The 12,498-nt window shown below is 41.8% G+C and carries 14 protein-coding genes; 1 reads left to right on the forward strand and 13 read right to left on the reverse strand.

What is annotated here, in order from left to right:
• Positions 1-18 precede the first annotated feature (18 nt).
• The 10 genes from N745_RS0102300 to N745_RS0102345 all read right to left on the reverse strand — a co-directional run bounded on the left by N745_RS0102300 (position 19) and on the right by N745_RS0102345 (position 7,974).
• Positions 19-1,248 carry an NAD(P)/FAD-dependent oxidoreductase gene (locus N745_RS0102300; RefSeq protein ID WP_024850522.1) on the reverse strand — a complete coding sequence of 410 codons (1,230 nt, stop codon included), beginning with the start codon at positions 1,246-1,248 and terminating at the stop codon, positions 19-21.
• A 44-nt stretch (positions 1,249-1,292) separates the two neighbouring features.
• Entirely contained in the window at positions 1,293-2,057 is a 765-nt protein-coding gene (locus N745_RS0102305) for a glycosyltransferase family 2 protein (RefSeq protein WP_024850523.1), read from the reverse strand.
• Positions 2,057-2,767, reverse strand: a complete 711-nt coding sequence (locus N745_RS0102310) for a YdcF family protein (RefSeq protein ID WP_024850524.1) — start codon at positions 2,765-2,767, stop codon at positions 2,057-2,059. The genes N745_RS0102305 and N745_RS0102310 overlap by 1 nt, the downstream gene beginning before the upstream one ends.
• A 13-nt stretch (positions 2,768-2,780) precedes the next feature.
• Positions 2,781-3,185, reverse strand: a complete 405-nt coding sequence (locus N745_RS0102315; RefSeq protein WP_024850525.1) for a hypothetical protein — start codon at positions 3,183-3,185, stop codon at positions 2,781-2,783.
• Between the two features lie 84 nt (positions 3,186-3,269).
• The gene (locus N745_RS0102320) at positions 3,270-4,067 is read right to left on the reverse strand and encodes a hypothetical protein (protein ID WP_024850526.1); all 798 of its coding nucleotides are present in this window, start codon (positions 4,065-4,067) and stop codon (positions 3,270-3,272) included.
• Positions 4,068-4,177: 110 nt separating this feature from the next.
• Positions 4,178-4,900, reverse strand: a complete 723-nt coding sequence (gene fabG / locus N745_RS0102325) for a 3-oxoacyl-ACP reductase FabG (protein WP_038070580.1) — start codon at positions 4,898-4,900, stop codon at positions 4,178-4,180.
• 40 nt (positions 4,901-4,940) lie between these two features.
• Positions 4,941-5,393: a hypothetical protein gene (locus N745_RS0102330; protein WP_024850528.1), complete on the reverse strand. Its 453-nt coding sequence runs from the start codon at positions 5,391-5,393 to the stop codon at positions 4,941-4,943.
• Positions 5,390-6,175 (reverse strand): beta-ketoacyl synthase chain length factor, encoded by a 786-nt coding sequence (locus N745_RS12185; RefSeq protein ID WP_024850529.1) that lies wholly within the window; start codon positions 6,173-6,175, stop codon positions 5,390-5,392. The genes N745_RS0102330 and N745_RS12185 overlap by 4 nt, the downstream gene beginning before the upstream one ends.
• Entirely contained in the window at positions 6,172-7,377 is a 1,206-nt protein-coding gene (locus N745_RS0102340; protein ID WP_024850530.1) for a beta-ketoacyl-ACP synthase, read from the reverse strand. The genes N745_RS12185 and N745_RS0102340 overlap by 4 nt, the downstream gene beginning before the upstream one ends.
• Before the next feature lie 51 nt (positions 7,378-7,428).
• Positions 7,429-7,974 (reverse strand): COG4648 family protein, encoded by a 546-nt coding sequence (locus N745_RS0102345; RefSeq protein ID WP_024850531.1) that lies wholly within the window; start codon positions 7,972-7,974, stop codon positions 7,429-7,431.
• Between the two features lie 483 nt (positions 7,975-8,457).
• Between N745_RS0102345 and N745_RS0102350 the strand changes: the two genes are divergently transcribed.
• On the forward strand, positions 8,458-8,997 hold the full coding sequence (locus tag N745_RS0102350) for a hypothetical protein (protein WP_024850532.1): 540 nt from the start codon (positions 8,458-8,460) through the stop codon (positions 8,995-8,997).
• 175 nt (positions 8,998-9,172) lie between these two features.
• Here N745_RS0102350 and N745_RS0102355 read toward each other — a convergent pair whose 3' ends face one another.
• From N745_RS0102355 to N745_RS0102365, 3 genes are read right to left on the reverse strand one after another with little or no spacing between them, the layout of a single operon-like run.
• On the reverse strand, positions 9,173-10,339 hold the full coding sequence (locus tag N745_RS0102355) for a hydroxymethylglutaryl-CoA synthase (protein ID WP_024850533.1): 1,167 nt from the start codon (positions 10,337-10,339) through the stop codon (positions 9,173-9,175).
• A gap of 19 nt (positions 10,340-10,358) precedes the next feature.
• Entirely contained in the window at positions 10,359-11,402 is a 1,044-nt protein-coding gene (fni, locus tag N745_RS0102360) for a type 2 isopentenyl-diphosphate Delta-isomerase (RefSeq protein ID WP_024850534.1), read from the reverse strand.
• Between the two features lie 24 nt (positions 11,403-11,426).
• Complete coding sequence (locus tag N745_RS0102365; RefSeq protein ID WP_024850535.1) at positions 11,427-12,482, reverse strand: hydroxymethylglutaryl-CoA reductase; 1,056 nt, start codon at positions 12,480-12,482, stop codon at positions 11,427-11,429.
• Positions 12,483-12,498: the final 16 nt, after the last annotated feature.

The following is a 12,498-nucleotide window of genomic DNA, read 5'->3' on the forward strand; positions in this document are numbered from 1 at the left end:
TGAAGTGTTTGTTTAGGATTATCGTAATTGAATAATCTGCGCTAAAGCACTAACGACATGAGGGGATTTTTTGACAAAGAAATTGTCTTTATTCCAAACATAGCCACTCAATACGGAAGTAATGGCTTGTTTGATTTTTTCTTCTTTGTTGCCTGCAAAAAACACAGTTTGTAAGTCACCGTTGTACCAAGTCTCGACGAACTCTCTAAATACATTGATACCACGCATCATGTAATCTTCATAGTCTGTTTGCCAATCGACGGTTTTACCTTGTAATTCCTTAGCAGTTAAATCCGCGGCAACAGATCCTGATTCAAGCGCGAGAGTGACTCCTGAGCTAAAAACTGGGTCAAGGAACTCAGAAGCATTTCCAACCAGTACAAAATTGTCGCCATAGAGTTTTTTCACCGCGGCGGAATAGCCACTCAAGAAACCGACTTCATTGATTTTATGTGCAGAAGCATAGCGCTTTTGCGTGCTAGGGTTGGTTGAGATGATGTGATCCCAGAATTCGGCTTCAGCCATATTAAACGACTGGAAATATTCTTCAGTGCAGACAATCCCCACAGAGGTGATACCATCGTTAAACGGAATGTTCCAAACCCAAGCATCGTTATTGCCGTGGATATCGACATAAATATAGCCATCCGTGCCATCAGTTGGGCGAACATCACCCTCTACGCGGCAGAAAGTCGCACGTCTGAGTGCCAAACTCGGCTTCGCATCCAGGTTCAGCAAGCGTGGTAAGACACGACCATAACCTGATGCGTCAATGACTTTCTTGGTTTGATAAATTTTGATTTGGCCGTCTTTAGCTTTAACTGTGACTTGATTTAAATCTGGGTCATAGGCAATGACTTCCGACTCAAATTCGACATCTGCACCTTTGCTTTCTGCATCCTTAATTAACTCATGGTCGAACTGTTCGCGTTTGACTTGAAAAGAACCATTGAACGGCTCTCCAAGGTTGTTATTGAAATGGAAAATTTCAAAGTGTTCAGTATCTTGGAATGCGACGCCACCCTTGAATTGAAAGTTAGCTTTCTCTATGGCTTCCAGCATGTTGGCTTCGCTTAATAATTCATTACAGCGAGGCAGAAGGGATTCTCCTATGACGAAGCGAGGAAAAACCTGGCGCTCAACAACTTTAACACAAAAACCTTTTTGTACCAGTTTTGCCGCAGCGATTGAACCTGCTGGGCCAGCTCCAATAATAAAGACATCAAATTTTTGTATTGAACTGTTCATTGTTTTCCTGGTTTTACTGAATAGAAAGGAGGTCGTTTAAGTATTTATTTTTGTTTAATGATTGGTTTAGTAAAAAAGTAACGGAATAGACCAACTGGATTGAGAGCTTTTCTTAAAAGTGTAAGGGCAACCATTCGAGTTATTTGGTTAATATCATAAAAAGGACGAAAATGGCTAGCTCTTCGTTGTTCAGGATAGAAAGAGTCAATTGCAACAAATGCAAACTTGAAGCCGAGTTTTGCCGCAATGATTAGGATTTCACTTTCAAAAACAAAGCCCTGAGCTTTATTGTAGTGGGATTTTATTTGTGAGACCAATGAGATGGGGTAGAGGCGAAACCCTGATTGGCTGTCGACGATCTTATAGGAAGCTGCCCAGCTTACCCAGAAGTCTGCAAATTTATTGGCAAATAGGCGAGCTTTAGGTGCATTTTCTCTGTTGTTTAGGCGTGCTGCGATAATCAAACGATTCGGATAAGCTGCATAAGCTTGTATAAGCTCTGGAATATTGTCTGGGTTATGTTGACCGTCACCATCCAAGGTGATAACAAAGTCGATGCCATTTAATGATTTAGCGTGATTGAACCCAGTAATAAGGGCTTCAGCCTTACCTGAGTTCACTGCATGAGAAATAACGATAGCCTTGGTTTCTTGAGCTAGGGCTGCGGTGCTGTCTGTGGAAGCATCATTGACAATGATGACATTGGGCGTGTAAATAAGGGCTTTATTAACTACGTCAACTATCGTAGTTGCTTCGTTATATGCCGGGATAACAATGGCACAGTTTTGATAAAGATTAGTGGAAGTCATTATTCTATTTTTCCAAGCATACGCTTGCTTTTAAAAAGTTTACTCATTAATTTGCCGGTATGGTACCAATGAATATAAAAGGCTTCTAAGAAAAGTTTATAACATTCACTCAGTGTGCACTTAAAATACTCTTCGGAAGCAATTAAAACAGGGTGGTATCCTAACCCTTTCGCCATTTCGTTACAACGATGAAGATGGTAACGGTTGGTGATAAAACCGATAGGATAGTGTAAGGGGATATTCAATCTAGAGGTTAAATGTTTACGAGCCTCTTTTAAATTCTCCAGCGTGTTTCTGGAACTTTCTTCTAAAAAGATATGGTGATTCTCAGTTAGCCCGGAGCTCAATAAGTGATTGAGTCCAGCTCGAGCTTCTGAAATGGTGTGTTGTCCCATTTTTCCACCCAAGATGATTAAGTTGCGTTCCGGGTTGTGACGCAAAAACCACAGGCTTTTATCAAGCCGAACACGGTAGTCATTTCTGACTTCTGAAGCTAGAGATAGCTTATTGCCAAAGAGAATTGAAAGCCTTATATCGACTTTTTCAGCATTTGGAATGTGTGGGGTATGCTTTGCGACTTGATGGCATCGCCATGCTTCAATCAGAAGAGAGGTGCCAAAGGTAATAAAGATAAGCAGAATAGAAAATGCTAAGGTCAATAAACCGTCAAAATCTATTCTGCTTTGTTCTGCACTTGAGCTTAAGCGCATCGTAGGTCTTAAACTATTTAACAGATACTAAGTTGGCTTGAATAGCTCTGTTCAGATTGAGTACCCAGCCATTGTAATTGCTATGAATTGTTCTATCTTCCGCATTGTATTTTAGGTCTATGCTTGATGAATATAGAATGCTGTAGCCTGTAGCTGAGTATGGAATTGAAACGACGGCCTGATGCGATCTTAAGTTTAATACCCCCATCATTTTGCCATCTTCTTCTTTAGAAATAACCCATCCCAATGAAGTGCCTGCTATTTGAATAGCTTTTGCAACTTGAGCAGCAGACGTGATGTTTGATGGAACTGGTTGCGACTTGTAATCTCTAATTGGCGATGTTCTGCAAGCAGTGAGGGTAACAAATGTAGCGATAACGACAGAACTAAGTATTAGACGTTTTAAATTATTAATCATAATTAATCTTCTTTGTTTTATAGTTTGTAAAGAGACACGAGAGTGTGTCTCTATTTTTGATAGGGCTAATATTTATTAGCTAACCTAGCTTTTATCCATTTCCTGGATTAACTTAAAAAAGTTGGAGCGTATTGCTCCTTCAACGGTTAGCTTCAGGCGAGCCATTCCATCCCATGCACTTAATGGGGTGCCAGGTTTTGCATATCCTGATCGTTCAAGAATAGCGAGCTCAGCAGCTGTATATTTGTGAGTTCCAGATTCTTGATGGTATTTCGTCACATCTTTTGAAACATCGGCCTTTTCTCGAACAGTAGATGAGGCAATTACTCCTCCTGCCATCGCACCAACAGTAGTGCTCCCGCTCCCGCCGATAGCATGCCCAACTGTACCGCCAATAACAACACCTTCGGCGCCTGATATCATCTCTTGAGTCATCATTTTATTTGTGATGTGAGAAGTATAGTTTGACGTTATATTGATGGTTTTAGCTTCTGATGTATTGATGTTTTGAATTATATATTGACCTGTGCATTTCGCATGATTATTCATAAAACCAGTAAGTTTTACTGTTAGGTGGGTCGTAATACGATATTTTGGCAGACCTTTTGAGTCTAAACCATATTCATGAAATACGTTCTGAAGAGCCTTTGTTACTTCTTTTTCAGAAGGTTTCACCGCTCCAGTGTTAATTTGAACAGTTACAGGGTTAACTTGAACTGCACTTTCGTATGTTTTGGAAGTAGGTGTATCAGCTTTGAATGGTTCTAAATGTTTGGTAGTTAATGTTGAGGCACACCCAGTTTCTAATAGAATAGCTACAGCTAATACTGAGAACTTGATTAAGTTTGCGTATGAAGAAAAAAGATTGCTATTCAATCTCATAAAAAGTCCATCCTTAAATTTTTTAATAGAAGAGTATGAATAAATAATGAATTGAGTTATAAGTTTACATGAAATAAGTGTAGGGTACAGGAAGATTAAATTAAATAAATTTATGTCATCCCTCCATTGATGTTAATGACTTGGCCGGTGATGTAGCTTGAATTTTCTTCTGTAAGGAATTTTACTGTTGATGCGATTTCTTCTGGTTTTCCAACTCGTTGCATGGGCACGATTTTTTTCACAAGCTCGGGTGGAAAGGCTTCTTGTGCCATGTCGCCTTCGATAATGCCAGGAGCTATCACATTCACCGTAATCTTTCTCGAAGCCAGTTCTAAAGCTAGTGATTTGCTCGCACCGATTAAGCCAGCTTTTGCTGCGGCATAGTTGGTTTGTCCTCTATTGCCTGTTACTCCGGCAATCGAAGCGATATTGATGATACGACCCCAGCGAGTACGAGTCATCGGTATCAATAGCGGTTGAGTGACGTTGAAAAAACCATTGAGCGAAACATCGATTACTTTTTTCCACTGTTCTTCTGTCATGCCCGCCATCACCGCATCATCATGAATGCCTGCATTGTTGACAATGACTTGAATCGCACCATTTTCCAAAAGGGTTTCTAATGCTTGAGCAGTTTGTTCGGATTGAGTGACATCAAATTGAACTGCTGTCGCCTTAAAGCCTAAAGTTTTAATTTCTTGTACGACTTTTTCCGCTTTGGAAAAGTTTTGATTGGCATGTACGATGACTTCAAGTCCTGCTTTAGCAAGTTCCAGCGAAATGGCTGAGCCAAGGTCGCCGCTACCGCCAGTGATGAGAGCACGTTTTGTCATGTTGGTTCCTTTGATGATTGCTGTTTTATGACTATGTACGTTATTTGGGGTGCATTACCAGTACATTGCCTTCGCAGACTTTACGGTTTTCTGCATCGATTATTTCAAATGTGTAGAGCTTAGCAGCTTCATCCGCAGAGAGTTGCATTGCATCTACGAATAATTTTGAAGTACGGGCATCAAACTCAAAGAATCGAATTTTTTTAAGAGAGGCGATGTAGCCCATTGTAGGTTGAGATGTTTGATCGCTAGCTTTTGTGAGTGCCAATAAGCCACCATGAATGGCAATGGCCTGCGCACCGTACTCAATTAAATTCACCGAAGACAACTCTCCGTTCACCTTTAACGGGTTGGTTGGGCTTAAATGGCTGTTGGTGGCACAATGGATTTTTTCATTGTCAAATGCTATTACTTCCTGCCACAAACACATTTCTCCGCTGTGGGGGATTAAGTTCGGCAAGTCGCTGATGGATAATGGAAACTCTAATCTCATAGTGATCGAGGCGCGACGGTGATTTCAGCGCTTAAAGCTGAAGAAACCGGGTGTAAAAGTTTCCCTGTTTGATTTGCAGCCAAGGCCTTTAATAGTGGCATGAAGTCCGCCGCAAAGTTTTGCCCGAACCAAGCATCGTTTTCACGTTTAGAGGGCTGTTGCACGAGTGTTAATTCAATTTTTGCCATTGAGCGAGACGTTTCCTGCTGTGTGAGCACCAAACCACAGCCAAAAAGGGCAATTTCTGGTTGATAGGTTTCGACCACAGGGTCAATCGGCAAGTCATATAACACCACCATGACTTTTGGCGTGGTGTCATCCAGTAGCGTCATGGCTTCGATAAGGGTATTGCTCAACTGGTACTTCCCCGCTGAAATCGAAGAGGCTGCATGCATGTTGTTTTGACCAATCATCCAGTAGCCCGCTGGCGCATTATGAACTGAATTATGGAAGTGGATAGGGGAGATCATCGGTTCTTCCTGCAAAATAGCGGTCGTCATTTTAGCTGAAACTTGTGTATCACCATCTACGCAAGCAAACAGTGTTGGCAGTTTTGAGACCTCTTCCTGAGAGTAGTTCTTTACGGTATTTTCAGCAGTACGCAATGCCAGCTTAATCGTGTCTGTTGTACGGCGACGCTCGTTTGCGGGCAAAAAGCCTGGCGAGTATTTAGAAAGCGGTTCGGATTGGTAAGGTTGCTTGCCTTGTAACACGGGTTGCGAGGCATCCCAGTCTTCCAGCCCCGGAGCTTGTAGGCCGATAGATTCAATATAAGCAATCATTTGGGCTCTCCCGGTAAACTGAAAATCAAGCACGCATTGTTTCCACCAAAACCAAAGGAGTTGCTCATGCAATGTTTAACTTCATGAGAATGAGTGGTCTGTTCAATGGGCAAATTGATCTCTTCATCAACGGTGTCAAGATTCAAATTGGCAAATACCAATTGATACTCCAGCGCCAGTTGGCAGAAAACCGCTTCAGTAATACCTGCAGCGCCCAATGTATGACCTGTAAACCCTTTGGTGGAGCTTAATTTTGGTAGCTTGTCGGTAAAGACGCTTTTCAAAGCTTTGGATTCCGACAAATCATTGCTTGGTGTTCCTGTGCCGTGTAGATTCAGGTAATCAATATTCTTTGGTGTTAGGTTGGCTTTTTGCAATGCCTGTTGCATCGCCATTTGCGCGCCCTTGCCTTCGGGGTGAGGGGTGGAGATATGATAGGCATCACTGGTTTCGCCATAGCCTGAGAGGCGAACTTTATCAGAGTCCGCTTGTGTTCTTTCAACTATGGCAAAACCACCAGCCTCGCCGATATTAATGCCTTGTCGATTAGCCGAAAAAGGTCTGGTAATCTCTGAGCTAATCAGTCCAAGCGCATTAAAACCATGAATTGTGGTCAAACATAAAGTGTCTACACCGCCGACTACGACAGCATCCACCAAGTTATACTCAATCCAGCGTACTGCGCTGGCAAATACTTTGGCACTCGAAGAGCAGGCTGTGGAAATCACCATTCTAGGCCCAGTCAATGCCAAAGCATCACAGCAAAAGTTTGCCAAGGCATCCATTTCATGAGTGGTTTGGTAATGATAGTTTTCCGGGAAAGCGCCGGTTTTGTCTTTCGCCGCCAGTGCAATTTCAGTTTCCAGTATGCCGGAAGTGCTGGTTCCTACCGCAACGCCGATGCGGTGAGCGCCGTACTTCTTTTTAAGGCATTCTACCTCTTCGGCAAAACCATCAGTATTCAGAGCCATCCAAGCCAGTTGGTGATTTCGGCAAGTATAGTCGGCTAAAGAGGTTGAAAGCGCCACAGAATCAAGATTACGGATTTCACCAAAAAAAGACGACAATCTTGTGTCGAAATTGGTAGTGATATTTTTTAAACCTGTTTGATGAGATTTTAGGGCGTGAATGTGTTCATCAAGACCGACCCCCATACCAGAAACTAAAGTTGAGGCAGTAATTTGATATGTGTTTGATAGCATGTCATTCAATACGTTTTTTGGTAGATTATACCTTAGAGTGGCGCGATTAGGTTATTTTTCCGGTTTAGAAAAGTCGCTTTTAAGCACTTCGTGGATTGGGATTCTAGCTACGTTTTTTAAAAAAGATAAAAAGGTGTCTTGCTTGAAATTTTCATTCTGTTGATTCTCAGGACTTTTGTTACCGAATAAAAGTTGCCTGAAAGCATATTCGCCAAAGAAAAGAATGGCTAAACCAGCGAATAAACTCGGTTGCAAGTAAGCTAGTAGTGATGGCAGCACTAAAGACTGAAAGTAGTAGAAGAGCGTCAGGAGTTTGGCTAAAACAACCAGGGTGAGCATGGTTACCCAAGCTTGGGTGACCTGTCGAGTGTACTTGGCACGCCTTTCACAGATGTCGCCATCTATTAAGTAAGCATAGCGTGTAATGATTGGAATACGGTGTTTTTTTAAACTGAGTATAAAAACGAAATCAATAAATACCAATATTGCCAATGTCAGCATTTGTGTGGCAATGCTCAAAAGATTGTTGCTCCATACTGTCAAGCCAATAATGCCAATGGAAATGGAAATGGATAAGAGGGCAATTGTTTTCAGCATTGTTTAGAGTCCTTACATAGCTTTTAAACACAAACTTTATATAACTATATAGTGTAGATAGGTTGTTGTAGTCAAGTAAATTAGTGGCGATTCAAACTTTCTCTATCTGTTTTCCCTGCTTGATCATGAATGTAAGTTAATGGTATGTGATGGAAATGAACGTCACTTGAAGCGTGTTTTTTATTAAAATTTTTGGAGCTTTAGTCGTAACATTTCTCTTCTAAGTCACGTAAATAGAGAAGCTTGTAATCCCCTGATATCTTCCATTATTTTTACTATGACTGATGCCCTTTGGTTTCGGGCGGTACGCAATAGTAATTTTTTAATTATTCTTGCTTACCACCTTCAAAGTAAAAACTTATCCATAACCTGTTTACTGAAACGTACAGAAAACACATAAAAAATTACAGGATCATTCCATTTATTGCTTGCACAAGTATAATCTTTGTTAGTTGTAAAATATAAAGATGGCCTTTAAGCAATATGATTCGAATTATTGATAAAATTCAAGCCTCAAGAGGATTGAGAGCTGCTCAGAATGAAATTGAAGATTTCACTGATTTGGTCGGCGACTTATCCATGAATGATATTAACGACATGCGTTTTTGGTCAGCTAAAATTAGAAAAATTTTGAGTCTTAAAAGCGAATGTATTGAAAAGCTATATAAACACCCACTAGATGATTTGAATTTTTTTATGTCGATCAACTTGATAAATACTCTTCTGAGAAGAAACAGTATCAAATTGGATTCAGAAAAATTACATGGAACGAGGTTACTGCTTAATAGTGTTTACGCGTTGCACTATCCTTCATTGAGAGAGAAAGGTATGGAGATATGGAAAATGGTTGATAAAGCGCTTGATTATAAAGACCATTTTTATCAATCCAAAATAAATGAAGGTTATGAGTTGACCGATGATTTTATATCTTTAATGATACCGCCAGATGTTTTAATGGCTAAAACAGCTGATTATACTGAGTTATTTAAGGTGAAGACTATCGGGCTTAGTGACCAAGAATAATCGCTATTCATTTTTATTCTTATAAGAAAATGAAACTATTTTTTGAAGGTTACAGTTATGACCGAACATATGAGAAGAGAGGATACGTGTTCGGGTAACTGCGATTATTAAGCAAATGAGTTGTGGGATTCAAACCACGTTGAAAATCTACCAGGCTGGGGTTGAAGAGGTAAGTTTAGTCTTTCTTTTCGTATTGACGAATGTGGTGTTCAATACCTTTTAAACGGTATTTACCATGGTTGGTGGCTGGGTAGTTCACATTTTCTTTCGTTGTATCGCCAGAGTGGTAGAACGCCAAATATTGCTGATAGTTCAATTCTTGGCGAGACTCGATTTGTTGACGATGGCTGTCAGCCATCAACAAGTCTTGGTAGCCTGGTTGAATAATACCTGTAAAGAACTCTGCAACACAGCCTGAACCATAACTAAAGAATCCAAAGCGTTTGCCTTCCAACGATGCGTTTGCATTATCTAAGAAAGAACAAAAACCGATATAAAGTGAAGCGCTATAGCTGTTGCCTACAATGCGGTTATATACCTGACCTGCTTCTGTTTGAAGCTTGAAAGTCGCATCGTCAATTTTTGCACCGACTTTTTTGATCAGGGTTTTATGAGCCTTTTCGGTCATACGAGAAAAAGGAATGTGGTAGCAAAACGCATCAATATCATAGAAGTTGCGCCCGGTTTCTTCGACAAAGTTATCCCACGCATGCTTCAAGCTGCTTAAATAAACTTTGGTTGAATATTTCCCATCCACCAACGCCGTTTCACGATGGTTGGGGCGCCAAAAATCGTTTACATCTTCAGTATAGTAGCCAGAACCTGGCTCTATAGACAAAATACGAGGGTTCTCTGTGATAAGCATGGCAACAGCACCACAACCTTGAGTAGCTTCACCTGAAGAGTCGATATCATATTTTGCAATGTCAGCTGCAATGACCAAGATTTTCTCTTTTGGGTTGGCAGTAACCATTTTGGTTGCCATTTGCAGAGCAGCCGTACCGGCATAACAGGCATGTTTAAATTCTACTGTGCGACAACGGTTAGGCAGTTGCAGCAATCCGTGAAGGAAAGCACCCGCAGACTTTGATTGGTCAATCCCCGATTCTGTAGCAAACAAAACCGCGGTAATCTCGTCTTTATTGATTTGGGCAAGAATAGGGTCTGCTGCTTTAGCTGCGAGCGTAATAATGTCTTCATCCGGAGGCGCGATAGACATTTTTTCCTGCCCGATGCCGATATGGAATTTATCCAAGTCTACGCTTTTCTCTTTTGCGTAGGTGTCCAACCCTAAAAAGTAGTCAGAGGTTGAGAAGTGGATTAAGTCAATACCAACGGTCATCTTTGATGGGTTCTTTTCGTTATTGTCTATTCAGGATTAAATTGTCATTTAAAAACAGTTGAGAGATGTCTGTAGCACCTAACAAAAACTGTGCGGTACGGAATTCATCTGAGAACTGCTGTATTTTCGCGATGGTCGCTTCTGTCGAATGCATTGCCGGTTCTAGGAAGGGCGCTGCAATGCCACAAATTTGGGCGCCCATTATAACTGATTTCACCATGTCAATGCCATTACGAATGCCGCCACTGGCAATAAAATTTGCACTGTCTTGATAGGGCAGAGCCTGTAATAGGGATTGCGGTGTTGTTAGCCCCCAATCTTGAAATAAAACCCCTAAATTTGATGAGTGTTCATCATGATTTCGGTGCGCCTCGATTCTGCTCCATGACGTACCGCCTCGACCAGCTAAATCAAACCACTTCACACTGGCAGACAGACCGAGTTCTATATCTTTAGCGGAAAGCCCACAGCCGACTTCTTTTAAAATAACTGGAATAGGAAGTGCATCTGCCAATGAGGCAATTTTATCCATCAGTCCAGCGAAGTTTTTATCGCCCTCTGGCTGAATGACTTCTTGCAAAGGGTTGAGGTGTAGGTATAGCGCATCGGCTTCTAGCGTGTCAACCATACGCATTGCTTCGTCTTTGCCAAACCCGTAATTAAGTTGTACAGCGCCCATGTTTGCTATGAGCGGAATCGTAGGGGCGTATTGTCTCAGTTGAAAGCTTTTGTATGCAGTAGCATCTTCTATCATCACTCTTTGAGAGCCAACCGCTAAAGCAACCTGCATGCTTTCAGCCGCTTCTGCTAGGGCTTGGTTTATTTGGGTCAGGTTTTCCGACTTCCCACCTGTCATTGAAGAGATAAGTAGTGGCAGAGTGAGTTGTTTGCCCAAAAAATCTGCGGAGGTGTTGATCTGATTAAAGTCGCATTCAGGTAGAGCACGATGCATTAATTGGATTTGATCAAAACCACTTTGATTACGTTCAATAGCCGCATCCTCCAGCATTGCTTGGATGTGGTCTTGTTTACGTTGATGGATGCTGTCGTTAGAGCGAGTCATCGTAAATAAAATCAGCCTTGGTGCTTATGAGCGTTCGAGTTTGATATGAGCTGCCATCAGCTCACCAGGGTTGGTTTGCGCTGCAAGCAATGAAAGCTCGCCACAAAGTGCCGTTGCACCCGCAATGCAAGCCAAACGTCTGGCATTTTCGCCAGGTTGTGCTTTAGCATTTAAGCAACCAAGTTGTTCTAGATTTTGTTGTACGAAATCTAAGCCTTTACCGTTACCAACGCTGCCGACGATTAAGTTCGGCAAGGTAGTTGAAAAGTAGAGGTCACCTTCCGGTGTTACTTCAGCGTGATTAATGGCTTGAGAGCCTTCAACAATATTGGCGGCATCTTGCCCGGTAGCCAGGTAAAAGCCGAGCAACATATTGGCAACATGTGCATTGGCACTGCGTAGCCCACCAGAAATGATGCTGCCGATTAAATCTTTTTTAATGTGTAAATCTACCAGCGCTTCTGGCGTGGTTTTTAAAAAACGTTGGCAAAGTTTGCGGGGAATCGTTGTCTCGCAAACCACATTTTTGCCACGGCCTAAAATACCGTTGACCGCAGATACTTTTTTGTCGGTACAGTAGTTAGCGGAAATCGATACATAAGATAAATCGGAATAGTTTTCTAATAGCCAAGGGATGAGTTTATCCGCAGCATTCGTCACCATGTTGTGGCCGGATGCATCACCAGTTGTTAGTTCTAAACGCAGATAAATCAAGTTGCCAACAACTTGCCAGTTCAGATCAATCAGTTGTGCAAAACGACTGGATTCTGCAATGACGTTTTGAAGGTCATCTTGACGCAGTTGAATGTCTCTTAAACGTTGACGTGCAACCCCCGCATCTGGCGCTTGCAACAAGACAGATCGAGACATGCGTTCGTCCATCACTGTGACACGAATGCCACCAGCATGATGTGTTACTCGAGCGCCGCGAGCTACCGATGGCCATAGTGGCGTTTCATAGGTAGCCATAGGGATCATGATGTCATCGGTGCTTACGTCACCGATCAGTTTCAGTGGGCCAACAGATTCCATTGGAATCTGGGCAAAACTTAAGGTTTGGTTAATCGATTCAGTAGTCATAATGAGATATTATATA

The organism is Hydrogenovibrio kuenenii DSM 12350 (genome assembly GCF_000526715.1).
In the GTDB taxonomy this organism is placed as follows: Bacteria; Pseudomonadota; Gammaproteobacteria; order Thiomicrospirales; family Thiomicrospiraceae; genus Hydrogenovibrio; species Hydrogenovibrio kuenenii.

Excerpts from the sequence above, each read along its gene's own strand:
- fni (WP_024850534.1), bottom strand. The coding sequence starts at position 11,402 with ATGACTCGCTCTAACGACAGCATCCATCAACGTAAACAAGACCACATC.
- N745_RS0102365 (WP_024850535.1), bottom strand. The coding sequence starts at position 12,482 with ATGACTACTGAATCGATTAACCAAACCTTAAGTTTTGCCCAGATTCCA.
- fabG (WP_038070580.1), bottom strand. The coding sequence starts at position 4,900 with ATGACAAAACGTGCTCTCATCACTGGCGGTAGCGGCGACCTTGGCTCA.
- N745_RS0102350 (WP_024850532.1), top strand. The coding sequence starts at position 8,458 with ATGATTCGAATTATTGATAAAATTCAAGCCTCAAGAGGATTGAGAGCT.
- N745_RS0102320 (WP_024850526.1), bottom strand. The coding sequence starts at position 4,067 with ATGAGATTGAATAGCAATCTTTTTTCTTCATACGCAAACTTAATCAAG.
- N745_RS0102340 (WP_024850530.1), bottom strand. The coding sequence starts at position 7,377 with ATGCTATCAAACACATATCAAATTACTGCCTCAACTTTAGTTTCTGGT.
- N745_RS0102355 (WP_024850533.1), bottom strand. The coding sequence starts at position 10,339 with ATGACCGTTGGTATTGACTTAATCCACTTCTCAACCTCTGACTACTTT.
- N745_RS0102310 (WP_024850524.1), bottom strand. The coding sequence starts at position 2,767 with ATGCGCTTAAGCTCAAGTGCAGAACAAAGCAGAATAGATTTTGACGGT.
- N745_RS0102300 (WP_024850522.1), bottom strand. The coding sequence starts at position 1,248 with ATGAACAGTTCAATACAAAAATTTGATGTCTTTATTATTGGAGCTGGC.
- N745_RS12185 (WP_024850529.1), bottom strand. The coding sequence starts at position 6,175 with ATGATTGCTTATATTGAATCTATCGGCCTACAAGCTCCGGGGCTGGAA.
- N745_RS0102305 (WP_024850523.1), bottom strand. The coding sequence starts at position 2,057 with ATGACTTCCACTAATCTTTATCAAAACTGTGCCATTGTTATCCCGGCA.
- N745_RS0102330 (WP_024850528.1), bottom strand. The coding sequence starts at position 5,393 with ATGAGATTAGAGTTTCCATTATCCATCAGCGACTTGCCGAACTTAATC.
- N745_RS0102345 (WP_024850531.1), bottom strand. The coding sequence starts at position 7,974 with ATGCTGAAAACAATTGCCCTCTTATCCATTTCCATTTCCATTGGCATT.
- N745_RS0102315 (WP_024850525.1), bottom strand. The coding sequence starts at position 3,185 with ATGATTAATAATTTAAAACGTCTAATACTTAGTTCTGTCGTTATCGCT.